General features: G+C 72.7%; 25 protein-coding genes. 13 read left to right on the forward strand and 12 right to left on the reverse strand.

All coding sequences use genetic code 11. The features are described from left to right. Positions 1-49 precede the first annotated feature (49 nt). The 4 genes from ACQPZ4_RS39640 to ACQPZ4_RS39655 all read left to right on the forward strand — a co-directional run bounded on the left by ACQPZ4_RS39640 (position 50) and on the right by ACQPZ4_RS39655 (position 3731). Entirely contained in the window at positions 50-1357 is a 1308-nt protein-coding gene (locus ACQPZ4_RS39640) for a protein kinase domain-containing protein (RefSeq protein WP_433048013.1), read from the forward strand. Positions 1358-1530: 173 nt separating this feature from the next. Next, positions 1531-2175 carry a SigE family RNA polymerase sigma factor gene (locus ACQPZ4_RS39645; protein ID WP_433048016.1) on the forward strand — a complete coding sequence of 215 codons (645 nt, stop codon included), beginning with the start codon at positions 1531-1533 and terminating at the stop codon, positions 2173-2175. Then, on the forward strand, positions 2105-3286 hold the full coding sequence (locus ACQPZ4_RS39650; RefSeq protein ID WP_433048019.1) for a hypothetical protein: 1182 nt from the start codon (positions 2105-2107) through the stop codon (positions 3284-3286). The genes ACQPZ4_RS39645 and ACQPZ4_RS39650 overlap by 71 nt, the downstream gene beginning before the upstream one ends. Before the next feature lie 226 nt (positions 3287-3512). Further along, positions 3513-3731 (forward strand): hypothetical protein, encoded by a 219-nt coding sequence (locus tag ACQPZ4_RS39655; protein ID WP_433048022.1) that lies wholly within the window; start codon positions 3513-3515, stop codon positions 3729-3731. Between the two features lie 6 nt (positions 3732-3737). Here the strand turns inward: ACQPZ4_RS39655 and ACQPZ4_RS39660 are convergent, their stop codons facing one another. The 4 genes from ACQPZ4_RS39660 to ald form a co-directional block, all read right to left on the reverse strand. After that, entirely contained in the window at positions 3738-4448 is a 711-nt protein-coding gene (locus ACQPZ4_RS39660) for a hypothetical protein (protein ID WP_433048025.1), read from the reverse strand. A 54-nt stretch (positions 4449-4502) separates the two neighbouring features. Beyond that, positions 4503-5072, reverse strand: a complete 570-nt coding sequence (locus tag ACQPZ4_RS39665; protein ID WP_433048028.1) for a TetR family transcriptional regulator — start codon at positions 5070-5072, stop codon at positions 4503-4505. Positions 5073-5206: 134 nt separating this feature from the next. Then, the gene (locus ACQPZ4_RS39670; RefSeq protein WP_433048031.1) at positions 5207-6148 is read right to left on the reverse strand and encodes a site-specific tyrosine recombinase XerD; all 942 of its coding nucleotides are present in this window, start codon (positions 6146-6148) and stop codon (positions 5207-5209) included. Positions 6149-6154: 6 nt separating this feature from the next. Continuing rightward, positions 6155-7270, reverse strand: a complete 1116-nt coding sequence (gene ald / locus ACQPZ4_RS39675) for an alanine dehydrogenase (protein WP_433048034.1) — start codon at positions 7268-7270, stop codon at positions 6155-6157. 153 nt (positions 7271-7423) lie between these two features. Here ald and ACQPZ4_RS39680 point away from each other — a divergent pair, with 153 nt between their 5' ends. Continuing rightward, a complete protein-coding gene (locus ACQPZ4_RS39680) occupies positions 7424-8134 on the forward strand; it encodes an RICIN domain-containing protein (RefSeq protein ID WP_433048037.1) in 711 nt (236 codons plus the stop codon). A 52-nt stretch (positions 8135-8186) separates the two neighbouring features. Here ACQPZ4_RS39680 and ACQPZ4_RS39685 read toward each other — a convergent pair whose 3' ends face one another. Continuing rightward, positions 8187-8663 (reverse strand): DUF1772 domain-containing protein, encoded by a 477-nt coding sequence (locus tag ACQPZ4_RS39685; protein ID WP_433048040.1) that lies wholly within the window; start codon positions 8661-8663, stop codon positions 8187-8189. Positions 8664-8744: 81 nt separating this feature from the next. Between ACQPZ4_RS39685 and ACQPZ4_RS39690 the strand changes: the two genes are divergently transcribed. Then, complete coding sequence (locus tag ACQPZ4_RS39690; RefSeq protein WP_433048043.1) at positions 8745-9683, forward strand: AraC family transcriptional regulator; 939 nt, start codon at positions 8745-8747, stop codon at positions 9681-9683. Beyond that, the gene (locus tag ACQPZ4_RS39695; protein ID WP_433048046.1) at positions 9680-10057 is read left to right on the forward strand and encodes a YchJ family protein; all 378 of its coding nucleotides are present in this window, start codon (positions 9680-9682) and stop codon (positions 10055-10057) included. The genes ACQPZ4_RS39690 and ACQPZ4_RS39695 overlap by 4 nt, the downstream gene beginning before the upstream one ends. On the opposite strand, the gene ACQPZ4_RS39700 is transcribed toward ACQPZ4_RS39695, so the two are convergent. Beyond that, a complete protein-coding gene (locus ACQPZ4_RS39700) occupies positions 10039-10617 on the reverse strand; it encodes a GNAT family N-acetyltransferase (RefSeq protein WP_433048049.1) in 579 nt (192 codons plus the stop codon). The genes ACQPZ4_RS39695 and ACQPZ4_RS39700 overlap by 19 nt on opposite strands. A gap of 9 nt (positions 10618-10626) precedes the next feature. Further along, positions 10627-11037 (reverse strand): ATP-binding protein, encoded by a 411-nt coding sequence (locus ACQPZ4_RS39705; protein ID WP_433048052.1) that lies wholly within the window; start codon positions 11035-11037, stop codon positions 10627-10629. Between the two features lie 115 nt (positions 11038-11152). Between ACQPZ4_RS39705 and arfB the strand changes: the two genes are divergently transcribed. The 6 genes from arfB (at position 11153) to paaI (ending at position 16504) form a co-directional block, all read left to right on the forward strand. After that, a complete protein-coding gene (gene arfB, locus ACQPZ4_RS39710; protein WP_433048055.1) occupies positions 11153-11578 on the forward strand; it encodes an alternative ribosome rescue aminoacyl-tRNA hydrolase ArfB in 426 nt (141 codons plus the stop codon). 10 nt (positions 11579-11588) lie between these two features. Then, complete coding sequence (locus tag ACQPZ4_RS39715) at positions 11589-12299, forward strand: hypothetical protein (RefSeq protein WP_433048058.1); 711 nt, start codon at positions 11589-11591, stop codon at positions 12297-12299. A 17-nt stretch (positions 12300-12316) separates the two neighbouring features. Next, positions 12317-12964, forward strand: coding sequence for an epimerase (locus ACQPZ4_RS39720; protein WP_433048060.1), 648 nt, complete (start codon positions 12317-12319; stop codon positions 12962-12964). A 122-nt stretch (positions 12965-13086) separates the two neighbouring features. Then, the gene (locus tag ACQPZ4_RS39725) at positions 13087-14793 is read left to right on the forward strand and encodes a CTP synthase (RefSeq protein ID WP_433048063.1); all 1707 of its coding nucleotides are present in this window, start codon (positions 13087-13089) and stop codon (positions 14791-14793) included. After that, positions 14790-15377: an NUDIX domain-containing protein gene (locus tag ACQPZ4_RS39730; protein ID WP_433048066.1), complete on the forward strand. Its 588-nt coding sequence runs from the start codon at positions 14790-14792 to the stop codon at positions 15375-15377. The genes ACQPZ4_RS39725 and ACQPZ4_RS39730 overlap by 4 nt, the downstream gene beginning before the upstream one ends. 737 nt (positions 15378-16114) lie before the next feature. Next, positions 16115-16504: a hydroxyphenylacetyl-CoA thioesterase PaaI gene (paaI, locus tag ACQPZ4_RS39735; RefSeq protein WP_433066843.1), complete on the forward strand. Its 390-nt coding sequence runs from the start codon at positions 16115-16117 to the stop codon at positions 16502-16504. Between the two features lie 89 nt (positions 16505-16593). Here the strand turns inward: paaI and ACQPZ4_RS39740 are convergent, their stop codons facing one another. The 5 genes from ACQPZ4_RS39740 to ACQPZ4_RS39760 are packed head-to-tail and all read right to left on the reverse strand — an operon-like array spanning position 16594 to position 23128. Beyond that, complete coding sequence (locus ACQPZ4_RS39740) at positions 16594-18720, reverse strand: hypothetical protein (protein WP_433048069.1); 2127 nt, start codon at positions 18718-18720, stop codon at positions 16594-16596. Beyond that, positions 18720-19817: a glycosyltransferase family 4 protein gene (locus tag ACQPZ4_RS39745; protein ID WP_433048072.1), complete on the reverse strand. Its 1098-nt coding sequence runs from the start codon at positions 19815-19817 to the stop codon at positions 18720-18722. Before ACQPZ4_RS39745 ends, ACQPZ4_RS39740 begins: the two co-directional genes overlap by 1 nt. Then, entirely contained in the window at positions 19817-21424 is a 1608-nt protein-coding gene (gene murJ, locus ACQPZ4_RS39750; RefSeq protein ID WP_433048075.1) for a murein biosynthesis integral membrane protein MurJ, read from the reverse strand. The genes ACQPZ4_RS39745 and murJ overlap by 1 nt, the downstream gene beginning before the upstream one ends. Next, positions 21379-22188, reverse strand: coding sequence for a hypothetical protein (locus ACQPZ4_RS39755; RefSeq protein WP_433048078.1), 810 nt, complete (start codon positions 22186-22188; stop codon positions 21379-21381). Before ACQPZ4_RS39755 ends, murJ begins: the two co-directional genes overlap by 46 nt. Next, positions 22178-23128, reverse strand: coding sequence for a copper transporter (locus tag ACQPZ4_RS39760; RefSeq protein WP_433048081.1), 951 nt, complete (start codon positions 23126-23128; stop codon positions 22178-22180). The genes ACQPZ4_RS39755 and ACQPZ4_RS39760 overlap by 11 nt, the downstream gene beginning before the upstream one ends. Between the last annotated feature and the right edge of the window lie 4 nt (positions 23129-23132).

Consider the following 23132-nt stretch of genomic DNA (forward strand, 5'->3'; position numbering starts at 1 on the left):
ACCGCTGCGCGCGCCCGGCGTGTCGCGAAGCTCATCGTTGGGTACGGTCATGTCCGTGTTGGGACCAGGGGACGTGCTCGGCGACCGGTACCGCCTCGACGAGTTCGTCGCCAGCGGTGGCATGGGACAGGTGTTCCGCGCCACCGACAAGACCCTGGGCCGCACCGTGGCCGTGAAGGTCCTGCTGCCCGGCCACACCGCCAACGCCGAGTTCGGCGCCCGGTTCCGCTCCGAGGCCCGGATCATGGCCTCGCTGGGCCACCCCGGCGTCGTCGGCGTGTACGACTACGGCGAGACCCCCGAGGGCACGCTCTTCCTCGTCATGGCCTTCGTCGACGGCCGCCCCCTCGGCGAGCGGATCACGGCCGAGGGCACCCTGAGCGTCGACGAGACCCTGGCCATCGTGGCCCAGGCCGCCGACGCCCTGCACGCCGCCCACGAGAAGGGCATCATCCACCGCGACGTGAAGCCCGGGAACCTCCTGGTGAGCGAGCACGGCGCGGTGACCCTGGTCGACTTCGGCGTGGCCCGCTCGACGTCGGTCACGTCGGTGACCAAGGTCAACGCGGTCATCGGCACCGCGCTCTACATGTCCCCGGAACAGGCCTCGGGCAAGCCGATCTCCCCCTCGGCGGACATCTACGCGCTGGGCGTCGTGGCCTACCACTGCGTGACCGGCGCCCCGCCCTTCACCGGCAACTCGCCGCTGGAAATCGCCATCAAGCACCTGCAGGACGAGCCCCCGCCCCTGCCGGACGACCTGCCCCCCGCCGCCCGGGCCCTGATCGAGCGCGCGATGGCCAAGGACCCCGACGACCGCTTCCCCACGGCGGCCGCGATGGCCGCGGCAGCCCGAGCCGCCCGGGACGGAACCGCGACAGACCCGGCTCTGGTACCGCCTGTGCGCACCTCCGCCCCCACCACGATCATCACCCCACCCGCCGGCGACACCCCCGACGACGACCGCCCGGGCCGCCCGGTCTGGGTCCCGATCGTCGCCACCCTGGCCGTCCTGGCCCTGGTGACCGGCGTGGTCCTGGCGGTCGTCGCGCTGACCCGCAAGGTCCTCGAACCCAACAGCCCGGGCGCCCAGCCCTCGGCCTCGACCACGGTGACCGTCTCGACCACCGGCAAGGGCCCGGCCGCCCCGCCCGCCTCTCACAACCCGACCCCGGGCACCTCGGCGGGCAACAGCAGCGCCCCGAACACGGCCCCGCCCAGCTCCCCCGCCCCGGGCACCCAGGCCCCGGCCTCGCCCACCCCGACGGCGACCAAGACCACCGCCCCGCCGCCCACCACCGAGGCCCCGACCCCACCCCCGGCCTCAGTCGAAGCCACCCTCGGCAACGGCGGCTGACGGGCGCGGGGACTCGGCGGTGCCCGATGCGGGCACAGGCGGTACCAGAGCCGGGTCTTCGGTATTTTTCGCCCGTTTGCCGTAGTCCACTTGGGCGACGAAAAATCCCCCGACCGTGTGCAACCCTTCCCCGGGAGCTTCCGTCTCCCCCCGGACGAAGGGAGCCCGAACGGGTGAATCAAGACGACGAGGCGCACTTCCGCGAATTCGTCACCGCGCGATTCGACGGGCTGCGCTCGCTCGCCTACCTGACGTGCGGGGACTGGCACGCCGCCGAGGACGCCGTCGCGGCGTCGCTGGCGAAGCTCTATGTGCGCTGGAACAAGGTGGACACCCCGCTGGCGTACGTGCGCCGGGCGATCGTGCACGCGCTGGTCGACGAGTCGCGGCGGCCCTGGCGGCGCCGGGAGCGCTCGGCCGGCTATGCGCTGCCGGAGCTGCCCGGGCCCGATCACGCCGATCAGGTCGACGAGCGGCTCCGGATTCGCGCCGCGCTCGCCCGTATGGCCCCCGGCCAGCGCGCGGTGCTGGTGCTGCGGTACTACGAGGGGCTGAGCGTTGAGGAGACCGCCGAGGTGCTCGGCCGCCAGCCGGGGACCGTCAAGAGTCAGACCGCCCGGGGGCTCACCGCACTCCGCGCCCTCCTCGGCACGGAGGAGCTCCGTGTCCGCGACGACGTTGCGGAGAGCGCTGCAGCGGGTGGTGTCGGGATCGGTATCGGCCGCGACCAGGATGGGAGGGAAGGGCATGGAACGGGATCTGCACACGCTGCTGACGTCGGTCCGGGACGACGCGCCGCCACCGCGGCTCAGCGTTGACGACATCACCGCCGCGGGCCGGCACCTGGTGCGCCGCCGGCGGCGACTGGCCATGGTCTCCTCGGTCGGCGGCGGCGCGGTCACGGCGATCGCGGTGGTGGCCGCGGCCCTGATGCTCGGCGGTTCGCCGCGCCCCCTGACGCCCGCGGTCGACCCGAGCTCGCTGCCGAGCGCCGCGTCGGCGGTCCCGACCGCGTTCGCCGACGCGGCCGCGTTCACCACGACGTACCGCGGCTACCAGACCGAGGGCTATCAGGTCAGCGACCCCGAGGTGGTGACCGTCGCCTACCAGCAGTCGGCGATCCTGCCGGGCTCCGGCCCGCGGGCGGCTCAGCCGAGCGCGGTGGACTCCATCGCGGCCGATCCGACCCCGTCGGCGACGCCCGCGCGCAAGCCGGGCCTGGTGACGGGCGGTTCCCTCGTCGTGTACCGCCCGGACGCCTTCGAACCCGCCGTGTTCGAGAAGGGCGGCGAGAAGGTCACGATGCCCACCGGCGACGGACTGCTCGCCTACTCCGGGGTGAACAACCCGTCGGAGCCGCCGGACAAGGCGATCTACGGCCGCGACGCGATGGTCCCGACGCTCGCCTGGCAGTACGCGGACAACGCCTGGGCCGCGATCTACTGGTCCGCCTGGGAGTCCGTGCCCGACCGCGACCACCTGATCGCGATCGCCGAAGGACTCTCGCCCTCGGCGCCGCAGCCGTTCCCGGTCGCGTTCAGGGCGGCGGTGGTGCCGAAGGGCTACCAGCTGCTGTCGGCGAGCTACGGCAGCGACCTGATGCCGATGGGCATGTCGGTCTCGTCGGCGGTCCGGCTCACGGCCAAGGCGCCGCAGCTGCCGATCTACGAGCCGTACCCGTTCGAGGACCTGCCGACGCTGACCCTGTCGACCGGCCGCTCCGACGCGGGCCGGAAGCTGGCCGGCAACCTCAGCTGCGACGGGCAGGTCCGGTGCACGCGGATCCTCGACACCGGCGACGTGTACGTCACCGCCGAGGTCAACAACGCGAAGCTCTCGACCACGCTGACCCAGGTCACGCTGAGCATCCGGCCGCAGAGCCTCGACGACACCGGCGCCTGGCTGCCGGTCGCCAAGGTGTTCCCGTAACGAACGACAAACAGCACCCCGGCCGAAATTCACGCGTGCGTGAGCGGCCGGGGTGCTGTTACCGTTGTCGCATGCGTTTCTGAGCCCATTGACGCCGCGCGTGCCACCGCCCACCGCTGAACCGGTGCCGGCGGGTCGGCCCCCGTTGTGGGTTGCTTTCTCCCGCTTCGTGCCCTCGCGCGGCCGCAGTCTGTCACCCAGCCCGCCGTCCGCGAAGGAGACGCTCATGCCTGCCGTGAACCACGAACCGGAAGACACCACCGAGTCCTCGCCCGAGTCCTCGCCCGAGTCCTCGCCCGAGAACGAGCCCGTCAACCCGCTCGAGGCGGTTCGCCGCGCCCAGGCCAACCGGACGTATCCGGGCAGCCACGGCTCGGGCGGCCGCGGCGGCGTGGGCAAGGGCGGCAACCCGAAGGCGCCCAAGATGTACAACCGCCACAAGTGAGCGGCATCAAGGTCTGTTGTTGATCTGCACGGCCCGGCCATGGTCACCGACGATGGCCGGGCCGTGCACGGTCGCGGCGGGCGTCGAGAACTGGAAGTCGGTCAGGATCCGCGCGAGATCGCCCGGCGCGCACCCGGGCACCGAGATCCAGGCGGCCTGGTCGAACTCCTTGTCCGGCACCTCGATCCGCACCCGCGTGAACGCGTCCGGCGCCATGTCCTCGTAGCGCTGCGCCACGACGTCGTCGAAGACCTGCTCGGACAGGATCAGCGCGGCCCCGGCGGCCGGAAACGCGGCGAGCGCGAGCTTCACCGGCTTGGCGCCGACCAGGCGGCTGACGGTGACGGCCGCCGCGCCCGGAAAGCCGTTGGCGCCATCCAAATGCACCAGCCCCACGTGTACGGCCACCCGCACCCGAATCCGCCGCTCCCCCGGCAACCCGCCGTTCCGCTCGCGCAACAGCCCGTCGAGCACGGGCACGAGATGCGCGACGACCCGCGGCTCGGAGGCGGCCGCGGGCAGCACCGCCAGCTCCCCGTCCCCGGCGGCCTGGACGACCCAGCCGCTCCGGTCGAGCCCGAGCCGGTCGGCGGCCTCCCGCAGGACGAGCCGGAAGTCCTCCCGGATGCGGTACTGCTGCAGATGCTCCCGCCGCGAGTACTTCTCGACGTCGACCGCGACGAGGATGCGACGCTGCGGTTCCGGTGATGCGGTCATGCCCTTACAAGTAGTGCAGGCGGAACCGGAAACCAGTCGACAAACGGTCACATTTCACAGCGTGCCCACGAGATACCGCTGCGCGGTCGCCCCGACCCGCTCCACGACACGCTCGGTCGACATGGCGGCGACAGGCGGAATCCGCAGGATGTGCCGGCACATCGCGAGCCCGAGCATCTGCGTGGCGAGCAGCCCGGCCCGCTCGGCCGCCTCGCCGTCGTCGCCCCCGGAAAGGCGCCGCACAACAGGCAGTATCTGCTCGAGGAACACGGTCCGCACCCGCTCGGCCACGGTGTCATCGGTGGCGGCGGACCGCAGCAGGGTCAGCAGAACGTCCCCGGTCGGATCGTCCTCCCACCGCCGAACCCAGTGCCGCACAAGGGTGGGCCCGATCTGATCCCGCGGCACCCCCGACAGGTCAGGCATCCGCAGATCGATGTCGACGGCGGCCGCGAACAGCCGCTCCTTGCTCCCGTAGTACCGCATCACCATCGACGGATCGATCGCCGCATCGGCCGCGATGGCCCGAATCGTGGCCCGCTGATACCCGTCCTCGGCGAACCGCACCCGAGCGGCCTGCAAAATCGCGGCCCGGGTGCCATCGGAACGTCGCACGGCGGTCATGCCGCGACTCTAGTCAACAAGCGTTGGCGAACGAAATGCCGGACACTCCGTGATCCGACATTCTCGCATTTATCGCCTGACGGGGCATAAATCCGAAAAGTCGTGGCGCGGAGCGCCCGACTTTTCGAACAAGATCAGCGAGCCCGGGGATGCGCCGTCGCGTAGACCTCGCGGAGGCGGTCGACAGTCACCAGGGTGTACACCTGCGTGGTCGTCACGGAGGCGTGGCCCAGCAACTCCTGCACGACCCGGATGTCCGCGCCCCCGTCGAGCAGGTGCGTCGCGAACGAATGGCGCAAGGTGTGCGGCGAGACCCCCGACGGCCCGTCGACCGGCAGCCCCGCGCGATCCGCCGCCTTGCGCAGGATCGTCCACGCGCTCTGCCGCGACAGCGCCCCGCCCCGGGCGTTCAAAAAGACGTTGGCCGCGCCGGTACCGTGCGCAGCCAGCGCCGGCCGCGCCCGCACCAGGTAGGCGTCCAGCGACGAGCGCGCGTAGCTGCCCATCGGCACCAGGCGGGTCTTGCCGCCCTTGCCGTGCAGGGTCGCCATGCCCGGGCGGGCGTCGAGGTCGAGGTCGTCCACGGCGATCCCGACCGCCTCCGAGATGCGGGCGCCGGTGCCGTACAGGAACTCCAGCAGCGCCGCGTCGCGCAGGTCCAGCGGGCCGCCCTGGGCCGCGCCGGGCACCGCCAGCAGCCGGGAGACCTGGTCCACGTCCAGCGCCTTGGGCAGCCGCTTGGGCAGGGCCGGCGGCTTCACCTCGCGCGACGGGTCGGTCGGGGCCAGGCCCTCCAGCAGGGCGAAGCGGTGCAGGCCCCGCACGGCCGAAGCGGCGCGGGCGGCCGAGGAGGCGGACAGCGGCGCGGCGTCCCCGGCCGGCGCGCGCAGGTCGGCGACGTGCGCCGCGATGTCCCGCGTCGTCACGTCGGCGAGGTCGGCGATGCCCGCCGCGACCAGCCAGTCCAGATACCGGTCCAGGTCGCGGCGGTACGACGCCAGGGTGTTGGCGGCCAGCGCCCGCTCCACCGTGAGGTGGTCGAGGTACGAGTCGACGGCGCGGCGCAGGTCCACCATGGTGTTCTAGGCCAGCACGTCGTCCAGGGCAAGGTGGTGCATGCCGTGGGCCTCGGCGACCGGGCCGTACGTGACGTGCCCGTCGTGCGTGTTGAGGCCCAGGGCGAGCGCCTTGTCGCGCCGCAGGGCCTCGCGCCAGCCGCGGTTGGCCAGCTCCAGGGCGTACGGCAGGGTGACGTTCGTCAGCGCGTAGGTGCTGGTGTGCGGCACCGCGCCGGGCATGTTGGCCACGCAGTAGAAGATCGAGTCGTGCACCCGGTAGGTCGGATCGGCGTGCGTGGTCGGCCGGGAGTCCTCGAAGCAGCCACCCTGGTCGATCGAGATGTCGACCAGCACGCTGCCCGGCTTCATGCGCTTGACCAGGTCGTTGCTGATGAGCTTGGGGGCCTTCGCGCCCGGCACGAGCACCGCGCCGATCACCAGGTCGGCGTCGAGGACCGCCTTCTCGATCTCGTACCCGTTCGACGCGATCGTCTGCAGATGTCCCTGGTAGATCGCGTCGGCCGCGCGCAGGCGGGCGATGTTCTTGTCCAGCAGCAGCACCTCGCCCTGCATGCCGATCGCGATCGCGGCGGCGCTGAGCCCGGAGACGCCGGCGCCGATGACGACGACCTTGGCCGCGTACACGCCGGAGACCCCGCCGAGCAGGATGCCGCGGCCGCCGCCGGCCCGCATCAGGTGGTACGCGCCGACCTGCGGAGCCAGCCGCCCGGCGACCTCGGACATCGGGGCGAGCAGCGGCAGCGAGCGGTCCGGCAGCTCGACGGTCTCGTACGCGATGCCGGTGACCTTCCGGTCGACCAGGGCCTGCGTGCAGTCGCGGGACGCGGCCAGGTGCAGGTAGGTGAACAGGACCTGCCCGGCGCGCATCCGGTGGTACTCCTCGGCGATCGGCTCCTTGACCTTGAGGATCAGCTCGCCCTCGCCCCAGACGTCGTCGGCGGTCGGCAGGATGGTGGCGCCGGCCTCGCGGTACTCCTGGTCGTTGATCGATGAGCCGGCACCGGCGCCGGCCTCGACGAAGACCTCGTGCCCGTTCGCGGCGAGCTCGTGGACGCCGGCGGGTGTGATCGCCACGCGGTACTCGTGGTTTTTGACCTCGCGCGGAATTGCGACCTTCACGTTGGACCCCTCTCCACTCAGCGCGCCATTACGCTGTGTGTACAAGCCGGAGTTTATGGCTCAGTGAAGGTGCCCGCTGGCAGCACAGTGTGAACTCCTGAGCAGCGAGATTGACAGGTTGTCCAGGACATGGGTGATCTATGCTCTGCGGCCATGACCGTCTACGGCGGCCCCCGCCCCTCGCTGCCTGCGCCGAAGCCCGACAAGCTGCTCATCGGCGCGGCCGCGTTCGCCGTGCTCGCGGTCGTCGCGGGCATCATCTTCGGGGTCCAGGCGTTCATGTCCAGCGATTCCGGGTCGACCAGCGCACCGCAGGCCCCGGCCGGCTCGGCCCCGGCGTCCTCGGCCCCGCCCGCCGCTCCCCCGCCGACCTCGGCCGCCGCGTCGGCGAGCCCCACCCCGAGCCCGACGCCGCCGGCGAAGAAGGCCCCGATCCTGGCCGCGAAGCCGACCCTGATCCGCCCGGCCCACTCCGGGCTGTGCCTGCAGGCCAACGGCGGCAACGGCGGCAACGCGACCCAGCAGGGCTGCGACGGCAACAACCCCACGGAGATGTGGGTGCCGCAGCAGATCGGCGACGCCGGCGACACGTTCCAGTTCGTCAACGCCGCCGACAACCGCTGCCTGAGCGTGAGCAACAACTCGAAGGACCAGGGCGCCCAGGTCTGGCTGTGGGACTGCCACGCCGACACCGGCCAGCTGTTCAAGCTCGTGCCGGACAATGGCGGCTACCGCATGTACAACGCGAACAGCAACCGCTGCACGAGCATCCAGGCCGGCAACCCCGCCCCGGGCACCATCATGGTGATCTGGGACTGCAACGGCGCCGCGGACGAGCGCTGGGGCTTCCAGCCGCTCGGCTAGGGCTGCCGGAACACGGTCCCGGCCAGCCCGTCCAACCGGGCCAAGCGCGCCATCACGCTCTGAGCAGCGCGATCGCCACGGTCAGCAGGGAGCTGGCCGAGGCCACGGTGCGGACCAGGTTCCAGCCGACCCACGGGCCCTCGAACGCCGCGCGCACCGCGGCCGGGTCGGCGATCGAGGCCACCGGGCCGGCGGCGTCGAGGGTGTTGTTCATCGGCACGTTGAGCGCGGCGGTGACGATGAAGACGATGCCGTACAGCACGAGCGCCGCCAGGAGCCACGGCAGCGGGGCGCGGTGCCCGGCCGACAGGTGCAGCAGCACCGCGACGATGGCCAGCAGCAGGGCCCCGACGTACACGGTCAGGAACCAGCCGTTGAGTATCGCGGAGTTGATCTTCTGCATGACGTCGATGAAGGTGCGGTCGTCGAGCTTGTGCAACGCCAGCATGACCGAGGTCGAGTAGGCGAAGAAGACGCCGGCGGAGAGGCCGACGAGCAGTGTGGTGGCGGCGAGGACGACGGTTCTCATGCATCTCAGTGAATCGGTTGTACCGTAGACGCACCATGGCCGAGGCGCGCGAACGCATACGTCACCGTCTACGGTGAAGGGGTGGACGCGCTCACGGCACTGCTCGACGGGCCCCGGGCGCGCGGCGCCTTCCTGCTGCGCTCGGTGCTCACCCCGCCGTGGTCGCTGCGCATCCGCGACGAGGCCGCGCTCGCCGTCGCGGCGGTGGTGCGCGGCGCGGCGTACTACGTCGGCGACGACGGCGAGACGGTCGCCGCGCGGCCCGGGGACGTGATGGTGATCCGCGGGCCGGAGCCGTACACGGTGGCCGAGCCGCCCGGGACCGCCCCGCAAATCGTGATCCATCCGGGGCAGCGCTGCACCACGCCGGACGGCCAGGACCTCGCCGAGTTGATGCACCTTGGTGTGCGCACGTGGGGTACCGACGCTGAAGGTCCGACGCTCATCCTGACCGGCGCCTATCAGCTGGCCGGCGAGGTGAGCCGGCGGCTGCTCACCGCGCTGCCGCGGGTCCTCGTCGTGCGGCGGGAGGAGTGGGACACGCCGCTGGTCGGGCTCCTCGCCGACGAGATCGCCAAGGACCGGCCCGGGCAGGAGGCGGTGCTCGACCGGCTGCTGGACCTGATGCTCATCACCGCGCTGCGGACGTTCCTGGCCCGGCCGGCGTCCGGGGCCCCGGGCTGGTACCGCGCCCAGTCCGACCCGGTCGTCGGGCCCGCCCTGCAGCTGCTGCACCACAACCCGGCGCTGCCCTGGACCGTCGCCGAGCTGGCCGCGAAGGTCGGGGTGTCCCGGGCGCTGCTGGCCCGGCGCTTCGGCGAGCTGGTCGGCGAGCCGCCGATGGCCTACCTGGCCGGCTGGCGCCTCGCGCTCGCCGCCGACCTGCTGCTGGAGCCGGACGCCACGCTCGCCGCGGTCGCCCGCCGGGTGGGCTACGGCAGCGCGTTCGCGCTCAGCGCCGCGTTCAAGCGTGTCCGCGGGGTGTCGCCCCAGGCCCATCGGGAACAATGCACGACATGACCTTGCCCGACACCTGCCCCTGCGGCCTCGGCGAGCCCTACGACGAGTGCTGCGGGAAGTACCACCGCGGTGCCGAGCCGCCGAGCGCCGAGCTGCTGATGCGGGCGCGGTACTCGGCCTACGTCGTCGGCGACCGCAAGTTCCTGCTGCGGACCTGGCACGACAAGACCAAGCCGCGGGCGCTGACCCTGGAGGCCGACCAGAACTGGCAGGGGCTGACGATCCTGGCCAGCGAGGGCGGCGGCCTGTTCGACGGCGAGGGGGTCGTGGAGTTCCAGGCCCGGTTCGTCACCGACGGCCGCTCCGGCAGGATGCACGACCGCAGCCGGTTCCTCAAGGTCGGCGGGGCCTGGCGCTACGTGGACGAGGTCTGACGCTTCGTCCACTCGCGGTCGAGCATGGCGTAGATGTACTGGTCGCCGTACTCCCCCTTGAAGATCTCGTCCTCGACGAAGTGCGCCTCGCGCCGCATGCCCAGCCGGGTCAGCAGTCCCCACGAGGGCGCGTTGCGGGTGTCGCAGGCGGCGTAGATGCGGTGCAGGCCGAACTGCTCGAAGCCCACGCGGAGCATCGCCTCGGCCGCCTCGCGGGCGTAGCCGCGGCCCTGGAAGGCCGGGCTCATGGTGAAGCCGAGCTCGCCCTGCCGGTGCACGGCGCTGGCCCAGCGCAGCACCACCTGCCCGACCACCCGCGGCTCCCCCTCGGGCTCGGCCTGCATGGCGAGGACCAGCCACTGGCCCTCCCCGGTCAGCTCGGTCTGGCCGATCCGCCGCTGCAGCGCGGCGCGGGTCTCGTCCGGGCTGTGGACCTCGGCGTAGAGGTACCGCACGACCTCGGGGTCGCCGGTCATCAGGTGCAGGTCGGCGTAGTCGTCCTCGGCGAAGGGGCGCAGCGTCAGCCGCTCGGTCCGGATCGGGTACTCGGGTCGCAGCACGCCCGGATGCTAGTCCTCCACCGCACTGCTCAGCCGCACAATTGTTCCGGCCTCGCCGGTCGTCACGGTCACGTCGTCGACCAGGTGCCGGGCCAGCCACAGGCCGCGCCCGCTGATCGCGCTGCTGGGCGGCAGGGCGCCGTCGCCGTTGAGCCGCTCGGTCGGGATGCCGGCGCCCTTGTCCACGACCTCGCAGTGCAGCGTGCCCTCGGAGGTCCACAGCCGCAGCGTCCCGCCGCCGCCCGCGTGCCGGACCGCGTTGGTGACGATCTCGTTCACGGCGAGCACGAAGTCCTCGAGCCGCTGGCCCTCGAGTCCCGCAACGGCGGCCCCCCGGCTCACCGCGTGGCGGATCGGGGTGATGAGTGCGACGTCGAAATCCTCGACCAGCAGCGCCGTCGTCTGAACGGCTTCAGCCACGGTGTCACCTTTCCGCTGCGTCTCGCCTCGCTGAGCGTACATCGAGGTTTCCCCGAGCCGTCGCCAAGTCACCCTGGGGTGCAAACTGCATTCCGCGCCCCGCATCCTTGACCCCATGGATGACGACCTGCCGGTGACCGCGGACCTCGCCCTGCCGCGGGCCGAACTGAGCTGGCGGTTCAGCCGCTCCGGCGGCCCCGGCGGGCAGTCGGTCAACACCTCCGACTCGCGCGTCGAACTGCGGTTCGACCTGCTCGCGACGGCCGCGCTGCCGGAGGAGCTCAAGGACCGGGCCCTGGAGCGGCTCGCGGGCCGGCTCGTCGACGGGGTCCTGTCGATCACGGCGTCGGAGCACCGGTCGCAGCTGCAGAACCGGCGGGCGGCCGAGCTGCGGCTCGCCGCGGTCATCGCGGCGGCGATCGCCCCGCCACCCCGGCCGCGGAAAAGGACGAAACCCTCAAAGGGTGCGGTGGAGCGGCGCCTGGAGTCCAAACGGCACACGGCTCGGCGGAAGCAGGAACGCCGACGCCCGGACGAGTGATACTTCGTATATGTCGCGTTTCGTCCTGACTCTGGCCACCGCGCTGGTCCTGGCAGCCTGTGGCGGCGACGACACGCCACCCGCGGCCCAGGTCAGCGAGACCCCCGGTCACCCACCCGGGACCGGGGCCTATCCCGGCTCCGCGACGCCGCCGATTCCCCAGGTCACGGGCAAGGTCGTCGAGCTCGCCGGGTGGGAGGTCACCGTCTACTACACGGCGGTCCAGAGCCTGCACACCGACAAGAGCACCGAGGTCACCGGCTGCCCCACGATCGACTGCGGCAAGAACCGCAACCAGCAGAGGCTCGGCAGCTTCCCGGCCTCGTTCGTCAAGGCGGTCAAGGACGAGGGCACCGGCAAGACCACCGACGGCCGGTACCTGAACTGGTCCTACGACACCGGCTACTGGATGGACACGGCACCCCGCGACACCGACGGCCGCCCGCTGCGCCCGTGGATCTCGGCCGCCGCCGACGCCGGCGCGCTCGGGGCCGGCAGCCGGTTCACCATCCAGCGCTGCGGCACGGCCGAGGTGACGGCCGAGGTGTGCGCGAAGCTCAAGGCGCCGACGTGGACGATCGTCGACGAGTTCACCCCGGGGCTCGGCGGGAACAAGCACGTCGACGTGTACATCGGGGAGGAGACGGGCGCGAACTTCACGGATTCGGACCTGTACACGACGCTGGAGAACGCGACGCTGAGCGCCGTCAGAGCCCAGTAGGCAGCACAATGACACCCATGAAGGTCATCGTCTTCGGGGCCACCGGCATGGTCGGCCAAGGTGTGCTGCGCGAGTGCCTGCTCGCATCCGACGTGACCGAGGTGCTGGTGGTGACCCGCACCCCGACCGGCGTGTCCGACCCCAAGGTCCGCGAGGTCGTCCACGGCGACTTCGGCGATTTCTCGGCGGTCGACTTCGGCGGGTACGACGCCTGCTTCTTCTGCCTCGGCGTGAGCTCCGTCGGCATGAGCGAGGCCGACTACACCCGGATCACCTACGACTTCACCCTGGCCGCGGCCCGCCGGATGGCCGAGCAGAGCCCCGGCATGGTCTTCGTCTACGTCTCCGGGACCGGCACCAACCGCTCCGGCCGGCAGATGTGGCAGCGGGTCAAGGGCCGCACGGAGGATGACGTGATCGCGCTTGACCTGGCCGGATACGCGTTCCGGCCGGGCTTCATCCGCCCGCTGCACGGGGTGCGGACCAGGGTCCGCTGGTACCGCATCGCCTACACCGCCCTCAGCCCGCTCGCCGCGCTCCTGGTGCGGTTCGCACCCGGCTGGGCCACGACCACCGAGCAGCTGGGCCGGGCCATGCTGATCGTGGCGCGCACCCGCCCCGAGCGCCTGACCTGGGAAAGTCGCGATATCGCCACCATTCGGTGACACTCAGTCGTGTGACGCGTGTGACGCTCGGTGCGTCTTCTGCACCGCCGTTTACCTGGTGTTAGGCTGGACTCCCGTGGATCGCTGACTCGGCAGCGTGACGAACCCCACGGGAGCAGGCTTTGTCCTCTGAAGTACGGACCGGTGCGCGCCGGCAGGCCAAGCACATCTTCGTCACCGGGGGCGTCGCGTCCTCACTCGGCAAGGGCCTCACCGGCTCCAGCCTCGGCAGCCTGCTCAGCGCACGCGGGCTGCGGGTCGTCATGCAGAAGCTCGACCCCTACCTCAACGTCGACCCCGGCACGATGAACCCCTTCCAGCACGGCGAGGTGTTCGTCACCGAAGACGGTGCCGAGACCGACCTGGACATCGGGCACTACGAGCGCTTCCTCGACCAGGACCTCTCGCGCAACGCGAACGTGACGACGGGCCAGATCTACTCGGCCGTCATCGCCAAGGAGCGGCGCGGCGAGTACCTCGGCGACACCGTCCAGGTCATCCCGCACGTCACCAACGAGATCAAGGCGCGGATCCGGGCCATGTCGGCCCCGGACGCCGACGGCGTGGCCCCGGATGTGGTGATCACGGAGGTCGGCGGCACCGTCGGCGACATCGAGTCGCTGCCGTTCCTCGAGGCGATCCGCCAGGTCCGCCACGACATCGGCCGCGACAACTGCTTCTTCCTGCACGTCTCCCTGGTGCCCTACCTGGCCCCGAGCGGCGAGCTGAAGACCAAGCCGACCCAGCACTCGGTCGCGGCCCTGCGCAGCATCGGCATCCAGCCCGACGCGCTGGTCTGCCGCTCCGACCGCGAGATCCCGGAAAAAACCAAGAACAAGCTCGGTTTGTACTGCGACGTCGACGCGGAAGCCGTGGTGTCCGCGCCGGACGCACCGTCCATCTACGACATCCCCCGGGTCCTGCACGAGGAGGGCCTGGACGCCTACGTCGTGCGCCGCCTCGGCCTCTCCTTCCGCGACGTGGCCTGGAAGAAGTGGGACGACCTGCTCGAGCGCGTGCACCACCCGCGCCAGACGGTCACCGTGGCGATCGTCGGCAAGTACGTCGACCTGCCCGACGCGTACCTGTCGGTGACGGAGGCCGTCCGCGCCGCCGGCTTCGCCCACCGCGCCCGGGTCGAGATCCGCTGGGTCCCCAGCGACGCCTGCACCACCCCGGCGGGTGCCGCCCAGGCCCTGGCCGGCGTGGACGGCGTCATCATCCCCGGCGGCTTCGGCGTCCGCGGCATCGAAGGCAAGATCGGAGCCGCCCAGTACACCCGCGAGCGCGGCATCCCGACCCTCGGCCTGTGCCTGGGCCTGCAGTGCATGACGATCGAGGTCCTGCGCCACGTGGCCGGCATCAAGGGCGCCAACTCGCTGGAGTTCGACCCGGAGGCCACGGAGCCGGTCATCTCCACGATGGCCGACCAGCACGACATCGTGGCCGGCAAGGGCGACCTGGGCGGCACGATGCGCCTGGGCGCGTACCCCGCGGTCCTGACCCCCGGCACCCTGACCGCCGACGCCTACGGCGAGACCGAGGTCTCGGAGCGCCACCGCCACCGCTACGAGGTCAACAACGCCTACCGCGAGGCGATGACCGGCGCCGGCCTGCAGATCTCGGGCACGTCCCCGGACGGCCGCCTGGTCGAGTTCGTCGAGCTGGACCGCGAGCAGCACCCGTTCTTCGTGGCGACCCAGGCCCACCCGGAGCTCAAGAGCCGCCCGACCCGGGCCCACCCCCTGTTCGCCGCCTTCGTGGGCGCCGCGGTGGCCTACAACGCCGCCGACCGCCTGCCCGTGGAACTGGAAACGGTGGACGCATGAGCACGTACGAGGTGCGCTCCCACACGGAGCGCATGCGCAACCGCGTCTTCTCCATCGTCACGGACGCGGTCGAGATGCCCGGCGGCGAGGTCGTGGACCGCGACTACATGGTCCACGTCGGAGCCGTCGGCGTGGTGGCCTTGGACGGCGAGGGGCGGGTCGCGCTGGTACGCCAGTACCGCCCCGCCGTCCGCCAGGTCCTCTGGGAACTCCCGGCCGGCCTGATCGACGTCCCCGGCGAGTCCCTGGTCGACGCGGCCGCCCGCGAACTGGCCGAGGAGGCCGACCTGGCCGCGGCCCGCTGGGACCTGCTGGCCGAGGTCCACACGACTCCCGGCTGCTCGAACGAGAAGATCCGCCTCTTCCTGGCCCGCGAGGTGGGCCCGGTCACGTCCGACGAACCGTACGAGCGCACCCACGAGGAAGCCGACCTCGAACTGCACTGGATCGCCCTGGACGAGGCCGTGGGGATGGCCCTGTCCGGCGAGATCACCAACGCGGCCTGCGTCATCGGCGTCCTGGCCGCCGCCCAGGCCAAGGCCCAGAACTGGAAGACCCTCCGCCCGGCGGCTTCCGCCGAGTGACAACGCCCACCCCAGCCGACGAAGGCCGCGCGGCCCCCCAGCCGCCGGCCGACCGAGGCCGCACCGCTCCCCAGGCAACAGCCAGCCGCGGCAGCGCCGTTCCTCAGGCAACGGCCAACCGAGGCAGCGCCGTTTCCCAGACTGCGGCCAACCGGGACCACGCAACCCCGATCGAACCGGCCGCGCAAGGCAGCGCACCCCCGGGCGAACCGGCCGGCCACAGCGCCACAGCGCCAGGCGCACGGTTCGACCGCGGTAACGCAATCCCGGCAGGACCCGTCGACCGCAGCGCCGCAACCCCGGCCGAACCGGTCAGCCACAGCGCCGCAACCCCGGCCGAACCGGTCAGCCACAGCGCCGCGACCCCGGCTGGACCGGCCGACCGCGCCAGCGCAGCCCCGCGCGGACCGGCCGACCGCGCCAGCGCAGCCCCGCGCGGACCGGCCGACCGCGAAGGCGCAACCCCCGGCGAACCGGACAGCCGCAGCGCCCTAACCTCGGGCGGACCGGTCGACCGCGACGGCGCAACCCGGGCTGGCCCGGCCGGACCGGCCGACCGAGGCAGCGCCGCTCCCCAGGCAACAGCCAACCGAGGCGGCGCCGTTCCCCAGACTGCGGCCAACCGGGACTTCGCAACCCCGATCGAACCGGTCGAGCAAGGCCGCGCAGCCCCAGCCGGACCGGTCGTCCGCGGCGAGCTCACCCCGCAGGAGCTCGCCGAGGCCTGCGCGAAGACCATGTATGCAAACGACACCGCCTCTCAAGCGCTCGGCATCTCGATTCACGACGTGGTTCCGGGTCGGGCCGAGGCTCGGATGACGGTGACCGCCGCCATGCTCAACGGCCACGCCATCGGCCACGGCGGGTACGTCTTCCTGCTGGCCGACACCGCCTTCGCCTTCGCCTGCAACACCTACGGACGCGTCACCGTCGCCGCGGGTGCCGATGTCTCGTTCCTCGAAGCGGCCCGCGCCGGGGACGAGCTCTCGGCCACCGCGGTGGAACGCTCCCGCCGCGGTCGATCCGGCCTCTACGACGTCACCGTCCGCCGTTCCGATGGCGTCGTGCTGGCCGAGTTCCGCGGCCGATCCCGAACCCTGGAAGCCCCGATCCTCACCACCCCCTGATCCCCGATCCATGAGCCGCCGCGCAAAAACAATTCCATCCCACCGCGCCACCCACGACCAGGGTGCAGGCACCTCAATGCACCCGGAGATCAGCTCTCCAAAACCGCCTCAGAAACCCGAGGCGCCGGCGTCCGGTCGTCCGCATGCTCCAACACCCGCAAGCAGGACAGGATCACCAGCGGCAAAGCGGTCGCCAACGCCGCCCCCAGCACGTTGAACGAAACCCCCTCAACAACCCCCGCCAGCAGGCAGGCCACCACCATCCCGGACAGCGCCGCCCGCACCGGCGGGAACACCCCCAGCAACCGCCGCAACCCACCCCAGTCCCGCAACAGCACGAACGTCGCGTACACCAGCGTTCCCAGAACCAGAACCGTCAACGGCGACGTCACCGTCGTGACGACATCCGCCTCCGCGATCCGCCGGGCGATGAACCCAGCCGTCCCGTCCTGCGTCCGCACCAGCAGCCGCCCGACAGAACTCCGCTGCTCCTCCGGCCGGAAGAGATCGAGAATCGCAAACCCGGAGCTCACGAACAAAGCCGCCCCAGCCGCCCACAACAACCGGGTGATCGTCAGCCACCCGCCCACCGCCATGGCCGCCGCCACACACATCCCCGCGGTCAGCGCCACCGCCCCGGAGGCGTCGGCCCCGAGATAGGGGCTCCCGATCACCACGATCCCGACGGCCCCGATCACCGCCATCACGAACGGCCGCCACCGCCGCTCGAACCGCTGCGCCAGCGCCGCCCCGCCCAGCAACGCCCCGGCGACGAGCAGCCCAAGCCCGATGACCCCCACTCCGGCGTACCGCCCCCCGAGGACAGCCGAGTACCCGGCCACCCCGTTGAGCTGCAGCCGCGACCCGGTCAGCACATCGAACGCCACGGCCAGCGCCGCCACCGCCGACACACCCCCGAGCGGCGCGATCGCCCGGCTCCGCCGCGTCAGAAACGCAATGGCGAACGTCGCGACGCCGGTGACCGCAAGCGTGATACCCCCGAAGCCAAGACCGGGACCGGACCACCGCCACCACGGCAGGAGGTCCGCGACCAACGCCGCCGGCACGGCCAGCGACGCGGCGATCAGCAACACCTCCGCCGCCCGCACCACCGAGCGCGGAATCGGCCGCCGGGTGAGCGGCCCGGCCGGGCGGCGGGCGCGATGCAGCAGCGGTACGACAGCGACGAACAACAGCAGCTGAGCCACCACCAGCGTGGTGAAGAAATTGGTCCCCACGCGCCGCTGCACGCTCGCCTCGCGGTCGGCGTCGGCCAGCCGGCTCACCGCCGCCGCCACATCCGTGGGACGGCCGCTCGCGATCGTGGAGGCCGCCCCGCCGGCGAAGAGCCGCCCCGGCATCGGGCGGTCCAGCGCCGCGAGCGCGGTCGGGGCGAGATCGACGACCTGGATGTACCCCGGCCGCGACGTCGACGGCGAGGTCAGCCAGCCGCCCGTGAACCCGGGCCCCTGCGCGATCGCCACGTGCAGCCGGCTCGTCGCGTCGAGGTCCGACAGCCCGGCCAGGACCACCACCGAGTGCTCGGGCCGCGCGGCCAGCACCGAGGCGAGCGCGGCGTCGGCCCGGCGCGCGTCGGCGGCCCGCGAGACCGGGTCGTCCCCCGCGATCTCGCCGAGGTCGACGAGCGTCAGGGCGCAGGCGTCGAGCAGGCTGTCGTCGAGGCCCTCGGAGTACTTGTCCACCCGCCCGTACGGCCGCGCCGCCGCGATCGCCGCCCCCGGCCCGATCGCCGTCGTGCACCGCACGCCCTCGGCCAGCGCACCCGGCTGCGCGCCCCAGTGCAGGCCCCGCTGCCGGTTCACGAGGTCGCTCTGGTCGGGCAGCGTGGCCGCGGAGCCGTCCTGCTTGATCGGCACCTCGAGCCCGGGGCAGACCGGGGTGACCGCGCCCGGCGTGTACACCGCGAAGTTCCCCGACCCCAGCGTCAGCCAGCCGTCCCCGGCGCAGGTGATCCGCCGGGCCGAGCGCACCGACAGCGCACCGATCGCGCCGCCCTGCGCCATCTGCCACATCGCCGGGGTGTCGGAGGCGTTCACGTCGTCCCAGCGCAGCCCGGCGACGCCCACGATGATCACGTAGTCGGCGGTCGGCTGGGCCGGGACCGCGGCCGGGCGCGGGATGAGCCCGGCCACCCCCATGAGGCCGGCGAGCAGCGCCAGCAGTGCCGGGGAGAACCGATGCAGCCAGTGGCGCATCAGCGCGTCCCGCGGGCGGCGCGCAGCTGGGCGTACACCGCCTCGGCCTGGTCGACGGCGTCCTGCTCGGTGGGCCAGGTGGCGGCCCGCTCCAGGCCGAGGCGCGCGAGCTCGGCGCGGGCGTCGGAGTCGTCGAGCAGCCCGACGACGGCGTCGTGCACGGCGTCGACGTCGGCCGGCGGGACCAGCCGCGCCGCCGCCCCGACGACCTCGGGCACGCCGCCGACGGCGGTCGACACAAGCGGTACACCCGCGGCGAGAGTCTCCTGCACGAACAGGGGCTGGCCCTCCCACACGCTGGTGGCCACGACGAGGTCGGCCGCCCCGAGCAGGTCGGGCACGTCGGCGCGGTGGCCGAGCAGGTGGACCGCGGCGTGCTCGACGGAGATGCGCTGGGCCAGCGACATGTAGGACGGGCCGGAGCCGGCGATCGCGGTGAACGGCTCCGGGTCCCGGTCGCGCCACCGGGCGGCCGCGGAGACCAGCGTCTCGAAGCCCTTCTGCGGGTGCAGCCGGCCGACGGCGAGGACGAGCGGCTGGCCGGGTTCGGCGCCGAGCTCGGTGCGGACCTGCTCGCGGGTGCGCTGTCTGGGGCGGAGCAGCGGCGCCGGCACCTTCGCCAGCCGCACATCCCGCGCCCCCAGCTCGCCCGCCCGGGCGGCCAGGTCGCTGGACACGGCGAGGGTCACGTCGGCGGTCCGCGCGACCCGGCGCTCCAGCGGGTTGTAGATCCGGGCCCGCAGGCCGCTCGCGAGCACCAGGTTGTGCCAGGTCACGACGAGCGGGGTGCCGTCGACGCGGGCGAGGGCGGCGACGAGCCCGGCGCGCAGGCTGTGGGCGTGGATCACGTCGGCGTCGCGGACGGACCGGCGCAGGGCGCGCACCGCGAGCACGTCGCCGGGCTGCGGGCTGGCCGGGATCTCCACGGGCACGAACCGGGCGCCCCGGGCGTCGAAGCCGAACTGCTGCTCGGTGGCCGCGGGCCCGTGCACGCTGACCTCGTGGCCGCGCGCGACCAGGCCCTCGGCGAGCATGGCGACGTGCCGGCCGATGCCGCCCGTGCTGGAGGCCAGGACCAACGCGATGCGGGCGCCCACTATCCGTCCCTTCTCCCGACGAGCCGCTGCAGGGTCCCGCGGTCCGCGACCGCCGCCCCGGCGAGAAACACCACCGCCACCACGACTCCGCACAGCATGCCCTGCGCGACGGCCCCGCCGACACCCGGGGTTGCCAGCTGTGTGCGCACCGCCAGGCCCGCGGCGGTGGCGACGAGCGCGGACGTGACGCAGATGACGGTCGTTCGCACGGTACCCCGCAGCGCCTCGCCCCCCGCCCGCCGCCCGACGGCCACGAGCAGGGCGCCACCCAGCACCAGCATGCCGATCGAGTTCGCGGCGGCCACGGCGGCGACCCGGTCCCCGATCGGCAGCGCGTTGGCGAGGCTCAGCGCGGCGACCGCGGCCGCGGCCCAGCCGGTGGCGACGGCGACGGCGGCCGCGTACGCGTTCCCGCCGGCGTAGAGGGCGCGCGAGAGCAGGGCGAACAGGCCGTAGCCGAGCAGCCCGGGCGCGAACCAGGCGATCCCGGCGGCGAGCGGCCCGACCGCCGGCGGATGCGAGGACGCGGCGGCGAGCAGGGCCGCGATCGGCCGGGCCAGCACGACCAGCGCGGCGGCGCCGAGGCAGCACAGCAGCACCACGGCCCGCACGGCCGGCGCGAGCGCGGCGGCGAACCCGGCCCGGTCCTTCGCCGCACCGTGCTCGGCCAGCGCGGGATAAGCCGTGGTCGCCACCGGTACCGCGAGCACCGCCCACGGCAGCAGGAAGATCGTCTGGGCCAGGTTGTACACCACGATCGCGCCGTCGTCCGGGCTGTAGCTGACCAGGTTGATCGCGAGCCCGAGCACGAGCTGCTGGGTGCCGACGGTCACGATCCCGGCGACGACCAGGGGTTTCAGGGTCGCCATGGCCCCGACGTCGAGCCGCGCGGCCGGCCGCACCCGCAGCCCGAGCCGGCTCACCGGCGCGATGAGACAGAGCGAAAGAACCGCAACCGCCGCCGTTGTACCGCCTGAGAGCAGCAACAATTCCCCGCCGCTCACACTGTCCAGGGCCGCCCCGCGCCCGGCGACGACCCCGAAGGCGATGTACACGGCCATCACCGTGAGACTCGACAGCAGCGGCGCGATGACCGGCCAGGCGAACCGCCGGTACGTCTGCAGCGCCCCGGTCAGCACGATCCCGATCCCGTACAGCGGCAGCTGCGGCGCGAACACCCGCAGCATCCTGGCCCCGGCATCGGTGACCTCCGCCGGCTGCCCGCTGGTGAGCAGGCCGACCAGCGGGTGCGCGAACAGGGCCACGAGCAGCGCGATCGGCGTCAGGATGAGCACGACCCAGGTCAGGAGCGCGCCGACGGTACGCCCGACGCTCGCTTTGTCCCGGCCCGCCAGCAGCGGCACGACCAGGCTCGCCAGCGCACCCCCGGCGACCAGCTCGAAGATGATGTTCGGGATGGTGTTGGCGGCCTGGTAGGCGTCACCCAGCCGGGTCGGGCCGACCGACGAGTTGAACACCAGAATGCGAGCAAATCCGGCAATCCGGCTCAGCAGGGTGAGCGCCGCGACGAGCGCCGCCGCACCGAAAAGCCGGCTCTTCGTCACCCGCGCGGTCGCGGATAGGGCGACGGTTTGCGCCGGCCCCACTGGTCGATCTTGTTCAGGACCGGGTTGCCCTCGATGACCTTGGTGAAGCTGACCTTCTCGCTGGCCGCGGTGAGCGCCACGATCCCGGCGAGGGCGGCGAGCCGGCCGGCGGTGCCGGTGCGGGCCGTGTACGCGACGCCGAGCAGCGCACCCAGCGCGTTCGCCCCGGCGTCGCCGAGCATGATCTCCTCGTCGAGGTCCGCGGGCAGCAGCGCGCCGGCGGCGCCGAGCGGGCCCGACGCGCCCAGGGGGGTACCGACGGCGATTCCCGCTTTGAGGGCACGCCCGGGGCGCAGGTCGAGCAGGTTGAACAGGTTGGCCGCGCCCGCGATCACGCCGGCGCCGAGGACCACGTCGACGGCCCGCTTGCGGGGCAGCAGCGCGGCGGCGACCAGCCCGGCCGCACCGACCCCGGCGATCTTGACGAGGCCGCTGGTCACCCGGCCCTCGCGCAGCGCGCCCAGGTGGCCGCGGAAGCCCTTGGCCGCGTGCTCGGGGCGGCCGCCGACCAGGTCGTCGTAGAGCCCGACGGCCCCGGAGGCCAGGCCCGCGACGGCGCTGGCGGCGGCGTGCTCGGGGCGGTGCACGATCGCGCCGGCCGTGGCCCCGGCGGCGAGGGCGGGCCCGCCGGCCAGCGACACGGTGCGGCCGCGGAAGTTGGTGCGCTCCAGCTTCGGGTGTCCCTGCAGGGCGCGCAGCACGGCGCGGGCGACGCCGCCGCCGACCGGGCCGGCCAGGGCACCGCTGATGAACCTACGAACCATTGGTGTTCACACTCGCCGTCTTGGGCAGCAGGCTGGTCGCGCCGTCGCCGCTACCGTAGTGCCCGGCCTTGCCGGCCAGCCGCTCGGTCAGCGCCATGACCGCGGCGACCTGGCCGTACGCGGTGACGGCGTTGTCGACGGTCGAGATGGACTTGGCCACCGAGGCGTCGCCCATGACCGAGGACACCAGGCCGTTGGCCGACAGCCCGGCCACGACCACCCGGGCGCTGATGTCGAAGCGGGTGGCGATGGTCAGCACGGCGGTGTTGCGGTCCTTGGCGTCCTTGCCGCTGGCCGGGGCGCCGGCCACGATGATCGCCGCCTCGGCCGGGGTCTTGAAGTCGCCGTCCAGGGCGATGTAGCCGCTGCTCTCGTAGGCCGACAGCACCGTACGGGTGCCCTCGACCTGCGGGGTGCCGGCCTTGCCGAACAGCACCGAGGCGAGCAGGGCGGCCGAGGTGTCCACGCCGTTGGCCTGGTTGGGCAGGGCGCCGCTGACGCCCGCCGGGGCCGAGGACTCGGCCAGGTCGAGCAGGTTGGCGCTGCTGGCCGGGGCGGTGAACTTGTCCTTGACGGTGAGCGTGCCGACGACCTTGGCGCCGGCGGTGCCGAGCATCGTGGCCACCCCGTCGGTGGCGGTGTTCACGTCGCCGCTGTCGCTGCCCTCGAGCTTGACCAGCAGGATGTTCTTGTTCGCGAGCTTGCCGGCCAGCAGCACCGGGGCGACCTCGGAGGCGAAGTCGGCGTTCTTCTTGAGCTCCGCCCGGGACTGCTCGAGGTCGTCGCGCAGCTGCTGCTTGTCGTCGGTGAGCGTGTTGACCTGCTCGTTGAGGTTCTCGGTGAGCGGGCCGTTGGCCGCCGCGGTGCCGACGACGAGGCCGATCGCCAGGGCCAGGAACACCGCGGCCAGCGACACCACGTGGTACCGGAAGTTGATCACAGTC

It is taken from the genome of Dactylosporangium sp. CS-033363 (assembly GCF_050942475.1).
Lineage (GTDB): Bacteria > Actinomycetota > Actinomycetes > Mycobacteriales > Micromonosporaceae > Dactylosporangium.